Annotated in this window: 5 protein-coding genes; 3 read left to right on the forward strand and 2 right to left on the reverse strand. The window is 73.9% G+C overall.

What is annotated here, in order from left to right:
• The first annotated feature begins 180 nt into the window (after positions 1-180).
• The 3 genes from NQZ70_RS20565 (at position 181) to NQZ70_RS20575 (ending at position 10,336) form a co-directional block, all read left to right on the forward strand.
• Positions 181-6,510: a non-ribosomal peptide synthetase gene (locus NQZ70_RS20565; RefSeq protein ID WP_129575725.1), complete on the forward strand. Its 6,330-nt coding sequence runs from the start codon at positions 181-183 to the stop codon at positions 6,508-6,510.
• A 715-nt stretch (positions 6,511-7,225) separates the two neighbouring features.
• A complete protein-coding gene (locus tag NQZ70_RS20570) occupies positions 7,226-8,974 on the forward strand; it encodes a lipoxygenase family protein (RefSeq protein ID WP_129575726.1) in 1,749 nt (582 codons plus the stop codon).
• A 27-nt stretch (positions 8,975-9,001) separates the two neighbouring features.
• On the forward strand, positions 9,002-10,336 hold the full coding sequence (locus NQZ70_RS20575; RefSeq protein ID WP_129575727.1) for a cytochrome P450: 1,335 nt from the start codon (positions 9,002-9,004) through the stop codon (positions 10,334-10,336).
• Positions 10,337-10,339: 3 nt separating this feature from the next.
• Here the strand turns inward: NQZ70_RS20575 and NQZ70_RS20580 are convergent, their stop codons facing one another.
• On the reverse strand, positions 10,340-14,998 hold the full coding sequence (locus NQZ70_RS20580; protein ID WP_129575728.1) for a non-ribosomal peptide synthetase: 4,659 nt from the start codon (positions 14,996-14,998) through the stop codon (positions 10,340-10,342).
• Entirely contained in the window at positions 14,991-19,493 is a 4,503-nt protein-coding gene (locus NQZ70_RS20585) for a type I polyketide synthase (protein ID WP_129575729.1), read from the reverse strand. The genes NQZ70_RS20580 and NQZ70_RS20585 overlap by 8 nt, the downstream gene beginning before the upstream one ends.
• Between the last annotated feature and the right edge of the window lie 2 nt (positions 19,494-19,495).

A 19,495-nucleotide genomic window follows, 5' to 3' on the forward strand; every position in this document is an offset into this window, starting at 1 on the left:
TCACGTCAGTTGCGTCGGTCACGTCAGTTGCGTCGGTTGCGTCGGTTGCGTCGGTTGCGTCAGGTGCGTCAGGTGCGTCAGCCGTATCCGTCGCATCAGCTACGTTGTTGAATTTAGTTAGTCTAACTAACGCCAGCCGAAGGTTCCAGGCAGGCACGATCGGTCTCGAGGTGGAGTTCGATGCAACCGGATAGCGCGGCGATTCGTGGATTTCGGCTCTCGGGGCAGCAGCGGCGCGGATGGACGGCGGCGCGCGGCGAGGAGCGCTGGGCGCAGGTGGTCTTCGCCGTCGAGGGCGCGCCGTCGGACGACGCCGTGCGCCGCGCCGTCGACGATCTCGTCGCCCGCCACGAGATCCTGCGGACACGCTTCACGCTGCTCGACGGCATGACCGCGCCGCTCGCGGTCATCGACCCTCCCGGGGCGTCTCGGCCTCGGGTCATCTCCGCCGCCCCGGAGGGCGACGGCGCGCTCTCGGCGCGCCTCCTCCAGGCGCTGGCGGAGCCGCAGGCGCCGGCGGAGCCGTCCGCCTCCGCCCCGCTGACCACGTGGGCGATCGCCGGGGCAGGGGAGGACCGGTGGCTCGTCGCGATGCGGGCATCCACCCTCTGCGTCGATCGCCCGTCGATTGGCCACCTCGCCGCCGAGCTCGCCGGCCTCGCCGGCGCGCGCCTCGAGCGCGGCCACGCCGCGGGCCCCGAGCCGATCCAGTACTGCGATTACGCCGAATGGGCCCACGAGATCGCCGCGTCGGACGAGGCGGCCCCGGGCCGCGAGCACTGGGCCAGGACCCTCGCCGGCGCGCCCTCGGCGATCCCGGGGCTCGGCGAGGCCTCGGGCGCGGGCCGCCTCCTTCGGCCGTGGCGCCTGGACGTCGCGGCGACGCGCGCTCTCCGCGCGTTCGCCCGGGATCGCGGCCTCTCCGACGAGGCGATCGCGCTGTCGGCCTGGGCCGTGCTCGTCGCCCGCCACATCGAGCGCCCGGACGTGCTCCTCGGCGTCGAGCTGCGCGGCCGCGAGTACGAGGATCTGGCCGGCGCGCTCGGGCTCTACGCGCAGCTCCTGCCGCTCGCCGCCCGCGTCGATCCCGGCCTGCGCTTCGAGGAGCTCGCCGTCGAGGTCCAGGCGCAGCTGCGGACGGCGGCGCGGTGGCAGGAGTGCTTCCCCGCGGAGCCGGCGAGGGGGGCGCAGGGCGCCGAGCTCCCCATCGGGTTCGCGTTCGACGAGCTCGACGAGCGCGCGCAGCGCGCCGAGGTCTCGGTCCGCGTCATCGAGCAGCGCTGGGACGAGCCGCCGCTCGCCATCGGCCTCCGCTGCGGGATCGCCGGAGACGAGCTCCGCGGCACGCTCTCGCTCTCCGGCAGCATCTATGGCGTCGAGCTCGCGGACCTGCTCCAGGAGCGGCTGCTGGCCGTCCTCCAGAGCGTCGCCGGGGATCCGACCCAGGCGGTGTCCCGGATCGAGCACGTCGGGCCCACGGAGCGGGCGCGCCTCGCGGCCGCGCTCGTCGGCGCCGCGGAGGCGGAGCCGCCGGCGGCCGAGGCCCATGGCCGCGGGTGGCGCGACGGCGAGGCGCCGATCGTCGACGTCATCGAGGCGGTGGCGGCGGCGACGCCCGAGCGCACCGCGGTGCGCTGCGGCGCCACGACCCTCACGTACGGCGAGCTCCACCGCCGGGCGCTCGGGCTCTCGGCGGCCCTCGCCGCGCGGGGCGTGGGGCCCGGCGCGCGCGTCCCGCTCGTCTTCGAGCGCTCGGTCGACCTCGTCGTCGGCATCCTGGGCGTCCTCTTCGCCGGCGCCGCCTACGTGCCGATCGACCCGGCGTACCCCGAAGAGCGGAAGCGGTACGTCCTCGCGCGCACGACCGCGCCGTTCGCGGTCGTCCACCGCGCGACCGCCGCCCGGGCGCCGATCGCGGACGTCCTCGTCGCGGACGCGATCGACCTCGAGCCGCCCGCGTCCTTCCGCAGGCCGAGGCCGGCCCCGGACGATCTCGCGTACGTCATCTACACGTCGGGCTCCACCGGCGCGCCCAAGGGCGTCGAGGTCACCCACCGGAACCTCGCGAGCTCGGCCCGCGCCCGTCGCGACCTCTTCGGAGCGCGCGCGGAGCGCTGCCTGCTCCTCTATTCGTACGCGTTCGACAGCTCGGTCGCGCCGCTCTTCAACACCCTCTGCGACGGCGGCGAGATCGTCGTGGCCGAGGAGGGCGCGCAGCGCGACGCCACCGCGATCGCGGGCCTCATCCGCGAGCACCGCATCGACGTGACCTACTGCAACCCCAACGTGTGGGGCGCGCTCCTCGACGGCGTGAGCCCCGGGGCGCTCCCCTCGCAGCGCATCGTGATCGTCGCCGGCGAGGCGTGCACGCCGAGCCTCGTCGCCAAGCACTTCGCGCGGCTGCCGAGCGCCCGGCTCCTCAACGAATACGGGCCGACCGAGGCGACGGTGTGGTGCTGCGCCCACGAGTGCCTGCCAGGCGACGCGCAGGCGCTCCGCGTGCCGATCGGCCGGCCCGCGACCAACGCCGTCCTCTACGTGGTCGACGAGGCCCTCCGCCTCGCGCCGCTCGGCCTGTCCGGCGAGCTCTGCGTCGGCGGCTCGGGCGTCGCGCGCGGGTACGCCGACGATCCGGCGCTCACCGCCGCGCGCTTCCTCCCGGACCCGTTCCGGCGCGCCGGCGGCCGCCTGTACCGCACGGGCGATCGCGTGCGCATCCGCGCCGGCGGCGACCTCGAGTTCCTGGGGCGCATCGACGATCAGCTGAAGATCCGCGGTTACCGCGTCGAGCCCGCGGAGATCGAGCTCGTCCTCGGGGGCCACCCCGCGGTGCTCGAGGTGGCGGTCGCGGCCCGCGACGACGGCGGCGGCGCGCGCCTCGTGGGGTATGTCGCGACGCGGCCCGGCATGTCGGTGACCGACGAAGCGCTCCGGGAGCGCGTCGCGAGCGCGCTGCCGGCCTACATGGTGCCTTCCTCGTTCGTGCGCCTCGGGTCCCTGCCCAAGAACGTGAACGGCAAGATCGATCGCGGCGCCCTGCCGGACCCCGAGACGACGCGGGGCGACCAGGCGGCCCACGTCGCGCCGCGGACCGCGACGGAGGAGGCGCTCGTCCGGATCTGGCAGGACGTCCTGCGCGTCGAGCCCGTCGGCATCGACGACAACTTCTTCGCCCTCGGGGGCGACTCGATACGGAGCATCCGCGTCCAGGCCGGCGCCGCGCGGCACGGGATCCAGCTCACCCCGAAGGCGTTCTTCGACAACCCCACGATCCGCGGGCTCGCGGCGTGGGTCGACGCGCGCCGAGCGGCGGGCCAGCCCGCGGTCGAGGCGGCGGGGAGCCGGGCGTTCGCGCTGCTCTCGCCGGAGGATCGCGCCGCGCTGCCGCCGGGCGTTGTCGACGCCCACCCGCTGACGGCGCTCCAGGCGGACATGCTCTTCCACAGCGCGCTGGCGCCGAGATCGGCCTTCTTCCTCGACATCTCGAGCTGGCATGTCCGCGCCCCCTTCGATCGCGCGGCGCTCGAGGCCGCGGTGCGCGAGCTCTCGCGCCGGCATCCGGCGCTCCGCTCGGCGTTCGACCTGACGCGCTACGCCGAGCCGCTCCAGCTCGTCGCGGCGGACGCCACGATCCCGCTGCGCGTCGAGGACTGGCGGACCCTCGACCCTGCCGCCCAGGAGGGCGCGCTCGCAGGGCTGCTCGAGCGGGAGCGGGCGGAGCAGCTCGATGTCGGTCGGGCGCCGCTGCTCCGGTTCTCGGTGCACCGGCGCTCGAGCGACACCTTCCAGCTGACCTGGGCGCAGCACCACGCCGTGTTCGACGGGTGGAGCACGGCCACGATGATCTCGGAGCTGGTCCAGCTCTACCTCGGCCAGCTCGGCGCCGCCGTCCCCGCCCTCGCGCCGGCGCCCGCGGTCGGCCAGGCCGACTGCGTGGCGGCCGAGCGCGCGGCGCGCTCCTCGGCCGAGGCCAGGGCGTTCTTCGGCGAGCTCCTGCGCGACCTGCGGCCCACGCGCGCGCCCGGAGCGTCGAGCCCGGAGCGGGCCCTCTCGGACCGCGTGTGCACGCTCCAGGCGAGGTTCGACGACGAGGAGCACGCCTCGCTCGTCCGGATGGCCGAGGCGCTCGGCGTCCCCCTGAAGACGGTGCTCCGCGCTGCGTTCCTCCGGGCGGTCTCGTTCCTCTCCGGCCAGGACGACGTGACGATCGGCGTCATCATGAGCTGCCGGCCGGATACCGAAGGCGGGGATCGCGCGGTGGGGATGTTCCTCAACACCGTCCCGTTCCGCGCGCGCCTCGGAGGCGGCAGCTGGCGCGATCTCGTGCGCGGCGTCTTCGACACGGAGGGCCGGATCTTCCCGCACCGGCGATATCCGTTCGCCCAGATCCAGAGGGACTGCGGCGGGTCGCCGATCTACGACACCGTCTTCAATTTCACGAACTTCCACGCGTATGAGGCGATCCCGCGGGTCGCCGGGGTCGAGCTCCTCGACGTCAGGGCCATCGGCGAGACGAACCTGAGCCTGACCGCGACGTTCAGCGCGTCCGGAGGCCAGCTCAACGTCGTGCTCAACGGCAATGCGGCGCGCTACGACGACGGCCGGCTCCGCCGCATCGCCCGGTGCCTGCGCGACGTGTGCCGCGCGATGACCCGGGCGCCCGACGCGCCGCACCAGCTCGCGGAGCTGCTCACCGAGGACGAGCGCGCGCGGATCGAGGCGAGCGCGGCCGGGGAGGCGCGGGCCTGGGTCGGGCCGGCATGGCTGGACGCCCTGGTCCTGGAGCAGGCGGCGCGGACGCCGGAGGCGGTCGCGGTGCTCGCGGGCGACGGCGCGACGACCTACCGGGCCCTCTGCGCGCGCGCGGACGCCGTGGCCGCGGCGCTCGGGCGCTCGGGCGCGCCGCGGGGATCGCTGGTCGGCCTCTGTATGGACCGAGCCGCGGACGCCGTCGCGGCCGCGCTCGGCGCGCTGCGCGCGGGCGCGGCCTTCGTCCCCCTCGATCCGGAGCACCCGACGGAGCGGCTCGTCGGCACCATCCACGACGCCGCGCTCGGCGCCGTCCTCGTGGACGGCCGGGCGAGAGATCGGCTCGCCGCCGCGGGCGTCGCGCTGATCCAGCCCTCCGAGTGCCCGCCGGGCGAACCAGGGGCGATCGGCAGGCGCCCGGACGACGCGGCGTACGTCATCTACACCTCGGGGACGAGCGGGCGCCCGAACGGCGTGGTCGTCTCGCACCGCGCCGCGTGCAACCACCTGCGCTGGCGGCAGGAGGCCTATCCGCTCGGGCCCGGCGACCGCTTTCTCCAGAAGGCGTCTCCCGGGTTCGACATCGCGATCTGGGAGACCTTCGCCCCCCTGATCGCCGGGGCCACGCTCGTCCTCGCCCGGACCGGCGGGCAGCGCGACAGCGCCTACCTCGCCCGGACCATCGCTGCCCAGGGCATCACCGACGTGCACTTCAGCCCGCAGCTGCTCGAGCAGATCCTCCGCGAGCCGGCGGCCCGCGGGTGGAGCGCGGTCCGCCGCGTCTTCTGCGGCGGGGAGGCGCTCTCGCGCGCCACGATGGACCGCCTCTTCGCGCTCCACCCGGCCGCCTCCCTGATCCACCAGTACGGCCCGAGCGAGGCGACGATCGACGCGATGTCCTGGACCTGCCGGCCGGGCGCCGAGGTCGTCCCGCTGGGCCGGCCGATCGCGAACACGACCTGCGCCGTCGTGGATCGCGCGCTGCGGCGGGTGCCGCCGGGCGCGACCGGGGAGCTCTGCATCGGGGGGGCGTCGCTCGCGCGCGGCTACCTGGGCCGGCCCGGGCTCACCGCCGAGCGCTTCGTGCCCGATCCGTTCTCCGCCGCGCCGGGGGCGCGGATGTACCGCACGGGGGACCTCGCGCGGGTGCTCCCCGGCGGCGAGATCGAGTTCGTCGGCCGGGCCGACCGGCAGATCAACCTCCGCGGGCATCGCGTCGAGCCCGGCGAGATCGAGGGCGAGCTGAGCCGGATCGCGGGCGTCCGCTCGGCCGTGTGCGCGCTGCGCGAGGACGGCGCGGCCGGCGCGCGGCTCGTCGCGTACGTGGTCGCCGACGCGGCCGGCGCCGCCACGCCGGCGTCGCTCCGGGAAGCCCTCGGCAGGCGGCTGCCGCGCCCCCTCGTGCCGAGCGACATCGTGCTGCTCCCGTCGATGCCGCTGACGGCGCACGGCAAGGTCGATCTCGCGGCGCTGCCGGCCCCCGAGCCCGTGCCGTCGCGGCCGATCGTCGCCGCGCGCGACCCCCTGGAGGCGCGGCTCGTCGGCCTGTGGGAGGAGATCCTCGGCCGCGCGCCCGTCGGCGTCACCGACGACTTCTTCGAGCTGGGCGGGCACTCGATCCTCGCGATGCGGTTGATGCTCCGGCTGGAGAGCTCCTTCGCGCGGGCGATCCCCGTCGCGACCCTCTTCGAGCACCCGACCGTCGAGGGGCTCGCCCGCGCGATGCGGGGCGGCCTCCCTGGCCCGCTGCCTCCCGGGTGACGCGTCGGAGAGCGCCTTTGGCGTCGACCACGCGATCCGCGGAGCGATGCGCCGCCGAGGCGCGAAGATGCGAATTCCCCTTGGGGGGCCTCGGTGGCTCGGCGGTCCCGATTTCTGCTCGCTTCCGCTGTTCCGATCCGCTGGCGCTACCAATCCCTCGTCGCTCGTGGATGAAGCAGACAGGCGATCGAGGGCAATAGCACTCCTTTGCTCCTCCTGGCAGCTTCGTGCCGCCGGCGGCAGCGGGGAAATCTTGCTGGAAGGCGCGGAATGACGAGCATGAATTGGACGACTTGCGCGGTCAGCATCCAAGCCATACGTCGTCGAGGCAGCGGTACGTCGGGAGCGAACACGCCCGGCGCGGGGGCGCGTGGCATCCGGCCGACCGCCGCGGCGCCGAACAAAATGGCTTGACATGCGTGAACGCTCCACGGTTTTCTAGCAGCCTCGACAATGCACGCGTGAGCATCGGTCGCGTGCAACTCGACGCGACGGCCTTTCGTGGAATCGCACCTGGTCGATTCTACGATGAAGGGCGGCGCGATCGGCTGCGGGGGCAGGTCGAGGACGGGGGGCGGCGCTGGATGTATTGAGTCCTGTTGCGACTGAGACGGAACCATTCCAGCGCGCGCTCGGACCGCCGCGACGCGAGAGCGATGTTTGACGTGAACCACCCAATCCACCGTCCGTCTGAGACGGAGAAGCGAGCACGAGCATGAGGGAGCCCAGCTCGACACCGAACTGGCGCAATTTCGGGTCCAACCTGCCGGCCGGCAGCGATTCCGTACCGCCGGGGGAAGGCTTTCCGATCAAGAAGATCTTGGCGCTCAACGTCGGCAAGTGGAAGGACACTGCCGGACTGCAAATCGCGCAGGCGCTTCACCTGTTCGAGTACGGGTACAAGCGCTATCGCGAGGGGAAGTTCGTCCTCAGGGCCACGTCCGACCTCGGGCTGGGCGCCATCTTCGAGTCCATCGACAACTGGGAGAGCTTCGATCAGTTCGAGGAGTTCTTCAAGCCGTGGACCTTCATCCGCAGGCCCCTCGTGGCGACGCGCTGGGCCGAGGACGTCGAGTTCGGACGGCAGCGCCTCGTGGGGATCAACCCGGCGCACATCCGCCGCGCGACCCCGGCCGATCTCGCCGACTTCCTGAGCGGCGCCGAGCCCAAGCCGGTAGCGATCGCCGACGGTCGCACGCTGGAGGCGGTGCGCGAGGCCGGGCAGCTCTACTTCATCGATTATCGCATCTTCAAGGACATCGTCGACACCGACGTGCAGGAAGAGCTGGGCAAGTACCCGCTGGCCCCGACGTGCATGCTGCACCAGACCGCGGCCGGCGAGCTCTTGCCCGTGGCCATCAGGCTGGTGCACTCGCGCGCCGAGAAAGGGGCGCATCCCGACAAGATCTTCACCCCTTCGGGCCCGTCGGACGACTGGCTCACGGCGAAGATCGCCGTCGCGAGCGCCGACGCCATCTACCAGGGCCAGGTGACCCACCTGCTCTACGCGCACCTGATCGTGGAGCCGTTCGCGGTGAGCACCTATCGCAACCTGCCCGCGACGCATCCGCTCCATCAGCTGCTCAGGCCGCATTTCTTCAACACCCTGGCCATCAACGAGCTGGCTCGCCGGCGCTTCCTCGGGCGAGGGCGCTTCTTCGACATCACGAGCTCGGTGGCCAACATGGGCTCGTTCGAGCTCTTGACGCGCGCCTACACCGGCAAGGGCATCAAGGGCTACGGCGGCAAGCCGTGGCGGTTCTACGAGAGCGCGCTCCCCCACGACCTGTCGGCGCGCGACGTCCGCGCCCTGGTCGGCTATCACTACCGCGACGACGCGCTGCTGCACTGGGACGCGATCCAGGAGTACGTCGGACAGGTGCTGAAGATCGCTTACCCGACGTCGGGGTGTCTGGCGAGCGACGCCAGCCTGCAAGCGTGGATCCACGAGCTCGTGTCTCCCGGTCTCGGCGGCATGAATAGCCTGCTCCCGCCGGACAGAGCCAAACAGCTCGAGAAGCTCACGAGCCTCGACGACCTGATCGCGATCGTCACCAACATCATCTTCACGGCGACCGCGTATCACGCCGCCGTGAACTTCGGGCAAACGGACTATTACACCTGGATCCCGAACGCTCAGTTTGCCACCTACCGCTCCTACGGCGATGTCCTGAACGGAAGCGAGAGGCGGCAGTTCAAGCCGCTGGAGCGCCTCCCGGGGCGCGCGCAGAGCATCCGCCAGATGGTGCTCAGCCGCTCGCTCAGCATGGGCCCGCCGCTGACCAGCGAGAGCCTCATGACGATGAGGTGCCTGTTGCAAGATCCGGCGGCGAAGCAGGCGTTTGCTCGCTACCGCGAGCGCCTGGCGCATATCGAGCGGGAGATCACCGAGCGCAACCGCACCCGCGAGCAGCCGTACCTGTACCTGCTCCCGTCGATGGTCCCCCAGAGCGTCGCGATCTGATCGGCATGCGAGAAAGGAATTCGCCCCATGAGCATTCACATCGAAGAAGAGGGACGAGCGGACGCTGCCAAGGCGCCGCCGTTCGACTACCTGCAGGCCCTCCACAGCGCGCTGGCGCACGAGAACGATCCGGTCAAGCGGAAGCAGATCGAGGCCGGCATGGTGTTCAAGTGGCTGAGGGAGGAGCCGCTCCCGTTCCTCAGCCAGCTGCGGCGCGAGAAGCCCATCTTCTCCATCCCGGCCATCACGCTCGTGACCCGGTACAACGACGTCGTCGAGGTCCTCAACGCCAACGACGTCTTCTCGGTCGACAACATCGCGCCCAAGCTGGTCGAGAACGTGGGCCAGAACATCCTGGCGATGAACGACTCGCCCAAGTACGAGCACGAGAAGTCGCTCTTGCGCCTCGCGTTCCCGCGCGCCGATCTGCCCCGCTACCGTCAGATCGTCGTGGAGGAGGCGAACCGGCTGCTCGCCAAGGTCGGCGTCGACAAGCCGTTCGATCTCACCGGTGAATACGCGCTCAGGGTGCCGGCCGGCGCGATGGCCCGGTACCTCGGCGTCGGCGAGATCCCGACCGAGAAGGTGGTGGCGTGGACCCACGCGCTGTTCAACGAGATCTTCCTCAACCCGACCAACGACCCGACGGCCGTGGCGGCGGCGAGGGCCGCTCGTCAGGAGGCGCTGCCGATGATCGACGCGATCGTCGCCGCGCGGAAGAAGCAGCTGGCCAAGTCGCCCCCGCCAGAGCAACCCTCGGTGCTGGACCGCTACCTGCTCATGCAGTCGGTCCCCGAGACCTACGAGAGCGACGAGGGGATCCGCGACGTGATCCTGGGGCTGCTCATGGGCTGCGTGGATCTCAGCGGCGGCGCGATCGTCAACGCCCTGGTCGAGCTGATGAAGCGCCCGCGCGTCCTGCGCGACGCGCTCAACGTGGTGAACGTCGAGGACGACGCCGCCATCACCGGCTATGTGCTGGAGGCGCTGCGCTTCCGTCCGCCGTCGACCGGCGTCACGAGCCTCTGCGTGCGCGACTACACGGTCGGGCGTGGCACGCGGCACGAGGAGAAGATCCCCGCCGGCGCGCTGGTGATGGCCTGCAGCGCCTCGGCGATGCATGACCACGAGCACATCGACGCCCCGGACCAGTTCAGGCCCGGGCGCCTGCCGAGCAAAAACTACCTGTTCTGGGAGTCAGGGATCCATACGTGCCACGGCAAGTACGTGGCCATCCTGCACATCTCGCTCGCCATCAAACAGCTGCTGCGGGCCGGCGTCCCCAGCGCGATCGACCCCATGCCGCGCGTCCACGGCTACCCTGCGCCGTTCCGCGTGCGCCTGGCCGCCGCCGAGGGCTGACCGCTACTCGCGGGGCGTCCGGTCGCCCGCCGAGCGCCGCCGCAGCTGGCCGAGGCGCGCCGTCGCCGCCCTGGCGAACGCCTCGCCGAGCGCGGCCTGCGCTCGCGCGGCCTCGGCTCGGGCGCCCTCCACGAGCGCCGAAACCGGCGCGTCCGGCCGGGCGATCACCGCGTCGACGAGGTGCGTGAACGCGGCCGCGATCTCCTTGCGCGCGCCCTCGTCGACGCGATCGCGCCGGAACTCGAAGTGCCCGACGACCGATCCGTCGTCCGCCGGCCAGAGCAGGAGGGCGACCTCGAAGTGCACGAGCTCGGGCCGGAGGGGCAGGGGCTCGACCCGGAGCCCGCGGACCTCCAGCGCGGGCTTCGGCGCGTTCTGGAGCGCCAGCCAGACCCGGAAGAGCGGGTGCTGCGCGTGGTCGCGCTCCTGCTTCAGATCCTGGGTGACGACATCGAACGGGATGTCCTGGTTCGCGAAGGCGTCGAGCGCCTGGACGCGCGCCCGCGCGAGCACGTCGCGGAACGCCCCGGCGCGCGCGAGATCGACGCGGATCACGAGCGTGTTCGTCAAGAGGCCGACCACGTCCTCGAGCTCCGGGCGGTTCCGGTTGGCGATGGGCGTCCCCACGGCGATGTCCAGCGCGCCGGACCGCGCATGGATCACGAGGTCGAGGAGCGCGAGGAGCACCATGAACAGGGTCGCTCCCTCCCGCCGCGCGAGCGCCTCGAGCGCCGCCGCCTTGTCCGGCGAGAGCGCGATCTCCTCGATGGCGCCGGACGGGTCGTGGCTCGGCGCCTCCGCCCCGCCGCCGGCCGAGATGCTCGCCCGGGACAGCCCCCGGAGGCGCTCTCGCCAGTACGCGCGCTGGCCGTCGAGCGCCCCCGACTCGACCATCTCGCGCTGCCACGCCGCGAAGTCGCTGACCTGGAGCCGCGGCGGCGGGAGCGAGCGGCCCGCGTACAGCGCGAGGAGCTCGCGGAGGATCACGCCGAGCGACCAGTCGTCCGACACCACGTGGTGCATCGTGACGAGGAGCACGTGCTCGTCCTCCGCGAGGCGGAACAGCGTGGCGCGCAGGAGCGGCGGCGCGCCGATCGCGAAGGGCCGCCACGCCTCGGCGCGCAGCCGCCGGTCGAGCTCGGACGCGGCCGCCTCCTCGGGCGTCGAGGTCACCACGTCGAGCGTGAAGCCCGCGTGCGGCTGCGCGATCTGCAGGAGCTCGCCGTCGACGTTGACGATCGACGTGCGGAGGGCGTCGTGGCGCCGCACGATCTCGCCGAACGCGGCCGAGAGGCGGGCGACGTCGACCGGGCCCCGGAGCCGGACCGCGCCCGGGACGTTGAAGAGCGGCTTGCCGGGCGAGAGCTGCTCGAGGAAGTAGATGCGGCTCTGCCCGTACGAGAGCGGCGCCCTCGTCAGCCCGCGGCGCCGGACCTGCGGCGGCGCCGCGCCGAGGGCCGACAGGCGGCGCGCCGCGGCCTCCCGCTCCTCCGGCGCGAGCGCGGGGAGCTGCTCGGGGCGGCGGTCCGCGAGGTACCGGCGGACGGCGGGAAGGAGCGACTCCATCGGCCGGCCGCTCGCGAGGAGCTCCATGAGCGGGGCCTGCGCCGCGATCGACGGCAGATCGAACATCAGCTGCAGCGGGACCTCCGCGCCGAGGGCGCGCTGCACGCGGGCGACGACCTGCGTGGCGAGGAGCGAGTGGCCGCCGATGTCGAAGAAGTTCTCGCCGACCCGCACCTCGCCGAGCCCGAGCACCTCGGCCCAGATCGACGACAGGAACCGCTCCGCCGGCGTCCGCGGGGCCGCGCCGTCGTCCGGGCCCGCCTGCGCCTCGGGCGCCGGCAAGGCGCGCCGGTCCAGCTTGCCGTTCGGCGACAGCGGGAGCGCGTCGAGGCGGACCACGCTCGACGGGATCATGTACGCCGGCAGCGACGCCTTCAGCGCCGCGCGTACGTCCGGCGCGTCGCCCGCCGCGTCGCCGTCGAGCACGACGTAGGCGACAAGCCGGGCGTCGCCCGGCGCGTCCTCGCGCAGGACCACGGCCGCCTGGCTCACGCCAGGCACGCGCCGGATCTGCGCCTCGACGTCGCCGAGCTCGATCCGGTGCCCCCGGAGCTTGATCTGGTGGTCCGAGCGGCCCTGGAACTCGAGCATCCCGTCGGGCAAGAAGCGCGCGACGTCGCCGGTCCGGTACATCCGCCCGCCCGCGGCGCGCGCGCACGGGTCGGGCAGGAAGCGCTCCGCGGTGAGCCCGGGCTGCCCCACGTAGCCGCGCGCGAGCGGGGTGCCCGCGATGTAGAGATCGCCGAGCGCGCCGATGGCGGGGCGGCGCATCGCGCCGTCGAGCACGAACACCTCGGCGTTGGCGACCGGCGCGCCGAGGGGGACCCACGTGACCCGCGGGTCGCTCGGCAGGACGCAGCCGGTCACCGCGATCGCGGCCTCGCTCGGCCCGTACATGTTGATGAGGTCGCCGTCGTGCTTCGCGTAGAAGCGCCGGACGAGATCGAGCGGCACCGCCTCGCCGCCCACGAGGACCTTCCGCAGGCTCGCGGGGAACGGCTGCTCGGGCCCCCCGAGGAACGCCGCGAGCATCGAGGAGACGAAGTACGCGGTCGTCACCCCCTCGTCGCGCGCGAGGCGCCGCAGGTACTCGGGATCGCGGTGCCCGCCGGCCCGGGCGACGACGATCCGCGCGCCGAACGAGAGGGGCCAGAAGATCTCCCAGACGGAGACGTCGAAGCCGAACGCGGCCTTGAGCAGGACCCGGTCGTCCGCGGTGAGCGCCCAGTACCGCTGGATCCACTGCATCTGGTTGACGATGGCGCGGTGGGAGATGAGGCTCCCCTTCGGCGTGCCCGTCGATCCGGACGTGTAGATGACGTACGCGCCGCTGTCCGGCGGCGGGCTCACGGCCGGCCGCGCGTTGGAGCACGCGGCGATCTCGGCGGCCTCGGCGTCGAGGAGCAGCGTCGTCCAGCCGCCGGTCGGGAGCTCGTCGGCGATCGCGTCGTGCGTGACGAGGAGGCGCGCCCGCGCGTCCCGCATCATGAAGGCGAGGCGCTCGCCGGGGTACTCGTGGTCGAGCGGCAGGTAGGCGCCGCCCGCCTTGAGCACCGCCAGGGTCGCGACGACCATGTCCTCGGAGCGCGGCACGCAGACGCCCACGATCGTGTCGAGCCCGACGCCGCGGCGGCGCAGGCAGCTCGCGAGCCGGTTCGCGCGCCGCTCGAGCTCGCCGTAGGTGAGCGACTTGCCCTCGCTGCGCACCGCGACGACGTCGGGGTGCTGCGCGGCGCGCTCCTCGAACCACCGGTGCAGCGCGCAGGCCGACGGCAGATCCATCGCGGGGCCGCGCGACCACGCCTCGATCTCGGCGCGCTCGCCGGGGCCGACGTACTCGCCGTGGGCGACCGGGCGCTCGGGGTGGCGCGACAGGTCCTCGAGCAGCGCCGCGAGGCGCTCGGCGAGGCGCTCGGCGTCGCGGCGCGCGCCGGCCGACGCGTCGTAGCGGAGCTCCAGCGACGCCGACGGGCCCGCGCCGGCGCAGTGCAGCCGGCAGGCGACCTGGTCGGACGTGCTCCAGATGTCGACCACGCGGGCCCGCGCGCCGTCGAGCGACAGCGCCGGCGCGGCCTCCGCGGCGGAGAAGCCCCAGCTCATCCGGTGGCTCACCCCGGGCGCGGCGTCCTGGTGCGCCGCCGCCTCGGCCTCGGCGACCGCGAGCCGCCGCGCGACGTCGGCGAGCGTGTCCGAGGCCGAGATCTCGATCCGCACCGGCAGGAACCGCGCGAACGGCCCCACCGCGCCCGCGAGCGCGTCCAGCGACCGCCCGTCGAAGCGGACGGCCACGGTGACCTCGGGCTCGTCGCCGCCGCTCATCCGCCACAGGAGCGACGCCCACAGGGCCAGGAGCACGATCCGCTGCGGGACCTGCCACGACGACGACCAGCGCTCGACCTGCGCCATCCCGCCTTGCCCCAGCTCGACCCGCGCGCGCCCCGAGCCGGCGCCGGCGCCGGCGCCGGCGCCGCCGCGGCTGAAGGCGAGGTGGAGCGGGGGCCCGAAATGCGAGCGGCGCTCGGCCCAGAACCTGCGCCCGTCGACGGCGTCCTCCGCCTCGAGCATCCCGTTGAGCCACTCGGCGACGTCCGCGTACTGCTGCTCGGGCGGCGCGCCCGCGCCCGCGGTCGAGGCGCAGAGCTCGCGGACGAGCGGGGCGATCGACTCCTCGTCGACGCACCACGCGGGCGCCGCGAGCACGAGCCGGCGCTCCTCCGGGCCGACGCGGACCAGGCCGACGCGCAGCCCGTCGTCCGCGCCGCGGCCCTCCGAGAGGCGCGCGACGAGCCGCGACATCCGCTCGCCCTGCTCGGCGTCCGAGCACCCGACCCAGTCGTCCTGCGACGCCCACGCGAAGCGCGGCTCGCCGACCACCTGCGCGGCCTCGCCGCCCGCCTCGACGAGGCGCGTGCGCAAGATCTCGTGCCGCTCGGCCAGCGCGAGCGCCGCCGCCGAGAGCCGTCCCTCGTCGCACGGGCCGGTCACGGCGACGACGGCCAGCGTCCGGCACCCGGGCGCCCCCGCCTCCCGGTCGAGCGCGCGGATCGCCCGCTGCTGCGGCGAGAGGCTGAAGCCGGTCATCTCGTGGTCACTCATCCTGCCCGTCCTTCGGTGAGGTCTTCGCTTCGCCCGGCCCGCCCGGGCGCGGGAGGGTCACGGCGCGCCGGCGCGCGGAGGTCAGCTTGTCGAGCGCCGCGCCGCGCGCGGCCTTCCGCTCGAGCTCCCGGCGGGCCGCCGCGGCGCGCTCGAGCTCCCCCCGGAGCTCCGAGACCGGGGTGTCCGGCCGCGCCGTCGCAGTCGCCAGGATCTGCCGGTAATCATTAAGGAAATTGTCGACCGTCGCCGCCCGGTACAGCTCGCTGCTGTGCTCGACGCCGAAGCGGAACGAGCCGCCGGCCTCGGCGACCGTGAGGACGAAGTCGAACGCCGTCGTGGTCGCCTCGCCCTCCAGCGCCTCGAGCTCGAGCCCCTCGAGCTTCATCGGGGGGACGTGCACGTTGCGCATGACGAACTTCGCGTCGAAGAGGGGCACGTGCCCGACGGCCCCCTTCGGCCGCAGGGCCTCGACGAGCCGATCGAACGGCAGGTCCTGGTGCTCGAACGCCTCGAGCGCGACGTCGCGCACGCGGCGGACCAGCGCGCCGAACGTCGGGTCGCCCCCGCAGTCGGTCCGGATCACGAGCTGGTTGACGAAGAAGCCGATCATCGGCTCGGTCTCGACGCGGTTCCGGTTCGCGACGTCGGTGCCCACGACGAGGTCCTCGAGCCCGGTGCGCTGGTGCAGGACGAGCTTGTACGCGGCGAGCAGGGCCATGAAGGGGGAGATCGCCTCCCGCTCGCAGAACGCCTTGATCTGGCGGGTGAGCTCGGCCCCGGCGTCGAGGCTCCGCCGCGCCCCGCGCCACGTCCTTCGCCCCGCCGGCTCGTGGTCGACCGGCACGCGGGCCCGGCGCAGCGCGCCGGAGAGCTTCGTCGTCCAGTACCGGAGCTCGCCCTCCAGGACCTCGCCGGACAGCCACGCCCGCTGGGCCGCGGCGAAGTCGACGTACTGCGCCGGGAGCTCCGGCAGCCGGGAAGGCTGGCCCTGCGCGAAGCCGCCGTAGAGCGCGGCGAGCTCCCCGACGAAGACGCCGACCGACCAGACGTCGAACACGACGTGGTGTACGACGAGCGCGATGACGTGCTCGTCGTGGCGCTTCCGGATGACCCGCACGCGGAGGAGCGGCCCGCGGCTCAGGTCGAACGGCTCGAGGCTCTCCTCGAGGACGAGCGCCGAGACCGCCGCGTCGAGGGCCTCGCCCGCGAGGTGCTCGAGGTCGGACATCCGGAACGGCACCCGGGCCTCGGGCGCGATGACCGGGAACGGCACGCCGTCCCTGGCGCTGAACGTCGTCCGCAGCGCCTCGTGGCGCCGCGCGATCTCGAACAGGCTGCGGCGGAGCGCGTCGACGTCGAGCCGGCCCGTCGCGCGCACCACGAACGGGATGTTGTACGCCGGGCTGCCCGGCTCGAGCTGATCGACGAACCACAGCCGGTGCTGCGCGAACGACAGCGGGAGCGGGCCGTCGCGGGGGATCCGCGCGATCGGGGGGAACTCGCGCCGCCGCGCCTCGCCGCGGCGCGCGGCGTCGACCTGGGCCGCGAGCGCCGCGACCGTCGGCCCCTGGAAGAGAGCCCGCAGCGGGAGCTCGACGCCGAGCTGCGCGCGGATCCGGGACATCACCTGGGTCGCGACGAGCGAGTCGCCGTGCAGGCCGAAGAAGTCGTCGTGGACGCCGATCTCGTGGACGCCGAGGAGGGCGCTCCAGATCGCGGCGATCGCGCGCTCGGACTCGGTCGACGGCGCGACGAACGCGGCCCCGGCGTGCGCGCGGGAGACCGCCGCCGTCGGGAGGGCGTTCGGCGCGGGCGCGAGGGGCGCTGCGGCCGGCGCCGGCTCGGCGGCGGGGGCGCCGCGGCGCGGCGCGATCCAGTGCCGCGCCCGCTCGAACGGGTACGTCGGCAAGCGGACGAGCGCGCCGGGGTCGCCCCCGCGGACGGCCGTCCAGTCGACGGCGTGGCCCGCCTCCCAGAGCTGGCCGAGGGCCTCGGCCAGGCTCGCGGGCTCGGACGCGGCGTGGGCCGACCCGAGGCTCGCGATCGCGGCGCCGCCGCGCCCGGCCAGCGTCTGCCGCACCAGCGTGGTCAGCCCGCGGCCGGGGCCGACCTCGAGGAACAGGGCGTGCCCGGACGCGAAGAGCGCCTCGACGCCGTCGCTGAAGCGGACCGGCTGGCGGAGGTGCCGCGCCCAGTAGGCCGGATCGGTCGCCTCGGCGTCGGTGAGGAGGGCGCCGGTGACGTTCGAGACCACGGGGATCTCCGGCGGGGAGAGCCGCGCGCGCCGCGCGCTCTCGAGGAACGGGGCCACCGCGCCGTCGATGAGCGCGCAGTGGAACGCGTGGGACGTCTGCAGCGGCCGGGCGAACACCTCGCGCGCCTCGAGGCGCGCGGCGAGATCGCGGATCGCGCTCGCCGGGCCCGCGACAACCGTGAGCTTCGGGCTGTTGACCGCGGCGATCTCCAGGCCGGCCTCGAGGAGGCCCTCGACGTCCGCGGCCGGCAGGCCGACGGCCAGCATGCTCCCGGCCGGCGCCGCCTGCATGAAGCGCCCCCGATCGATGACCAGGGACATCGCGTCCTCGAGCGTGAGCACGCCCGCGACGCAGGCCGCCACGAGCTCGCCGAGGCTGTGGCCGATCATCGCCGCGGGCTCGATCCCCCAGCTCATCCAGAGCCTGGCGAGCGCGAGCTCGACGGCGAAGAGCGCGGGCTGCACCAGCGCGGTGCTGAGCAGCGTGCGCCCGTCGCCCTCGCCCTCGCGGAAGACGACCTCGCCGAGATCGAGGCCGCGCGCCCGCGCCGCCGCCGCGCACGCGTCGAAGGCGCTCCGGAACGCCGCCTCCTGCGCGTAGAGCGCGCGGCCCATGCCGACGGCCTGCGCGCCCTGGCCCGGGAACGCGAAGACGGCGCGGCTCCTCGGGCGGGCGAGCGCGCTCGCCCCCTCGCGGGCGAGCCCCTGGATCGCCTCGGCGCGCGTCCGCGCGACGACCGCCCGGCGGTACGGGTGCTCCGCGCGCCCGGTCTGGAGGGTGAACGCGACGTCGTCGAGCGGGAGGTCGTTCGCCTCGAGGTGCGCGGCGAGCTGCGCGCAGGCCGTCGACAGCGCCTCCGGCGTGCGCGCCGAGAGCGTCAGCACGTGATCGCGCTCCGGGGCCGGGGCGCGGGCCGGCAGCGGGGGCGGCTCCTCGAGCACGACGTGCGCGTTCGTCCCGCCGATCCCGAACGAGCTCACGCCCGCGCGGCGCGGGCGGAGCTCGCGGGGCCAGGGCGCCGCCTCCCGCGGGACGAAGAACGGGCTCGCCGCGAGGTCGAGCTTGGGGTTCGGCGCCTCGAAATGGACGCAGGGCGGGATCTCGCCGCTCCGCACGACGTGCGCCGCCTTGATGAGGCCCGCGACGCCCGCCGCGGCGTCGAGGTGGCCGATGTTCGCCTTGATCGAGCCGAGCGCGCAGTACGTCTTCCTCGCCGTCCTGCGGCGGAAGGCTTGCGTGAGCGCCTCGACCTCGATCGGATCGCCGATCGCGGTCGCGGTGCCGTGGGCCTCGACGTAGCCGATCGAGCCGGGATCGACGCCGGCGACCGACTGCGCCTCGGAGATCGCCGAGGCCTGGCCGTCGACGCTGGGCGCCATGAAGCCGACCTTGCGCCCGCCGTCGTTGTTGACGGCGGAGCCCCGGATCACCGCGTGGACGGTGTTCCGGTCGCGGAGGGCGTCCGCGAGGCGCTTCAGCGCGACGATGCCGACGCCGCTGCCGCCCACGGTCCCCTCGGCGCGCGCGTCGAACGGCCGGCAGCGGCCGTCCGGGGAGCAGATGCTGCCGGGCACGTACGGATACCCGCGCTTCTGCGGGATGCCGATGGAGACGCCGCCCGCGAGCGCGAGATCGCACTGGCCGCCGAGGAGGCTCTCGCACGCCATGTGGATGGCCACCAGCGACGTCGAGCACGCGGTCTGCACGACCACGCTCGGCCCGTGGAGGTCGAGTTTGTACGAGACCCGCGTCGCGAGGTAATCCTTCTCGCTCGCCAGCATGAGCGCGTGCGGATCGACGGTGGCCGCGAGATCCGGGTGCGAGAGGAGCTGGAGGAGGTACGTGTTGGAGCCGCACCCCCCGAAGACGCCGATCGCGCCCGGGAACCGGGCCGGATCGCAGCCGGCGTCCTCCAGGGCGGCGACCGCGCACTCCAGGAAGAGGCGCTGCTGCGGGTCCATGAGCTGCGCCTCGCGCGGCGAGTACCCGAAATAGGACGCGTCGAAGCGGTCGATGTCGTCGAGCAGGCCGCCCGCGCAGACGACGGGCGCCCCGGGGGCCGCGCTCGCGCCGACCGGCGGCTCCTCGCGCTCGCTCTCCGGGAAGCGCGCGATCGACTCGACGCCGCGCCGCACGTTCTCCCAGAGGGCGTCGACGCTGGGGGCGCCGGGGAAGCGGCCCGCCATGCCGACGATCGCGATGTCGCTCCCCCCGTCCTCGGTCTCGATCGGCTCTGACATGG

Origin of the sequence: Sorangium sp. So ce836, from assembly GCF_028553905.1 — a bacterium.
Taxonomy (GTDB): domain Bacteria; phylum Myxococcota_A; class Polyangia; order Polyangiales; family Polyangiaceae; genus Sorangium; species Sorangium cellulosum_D.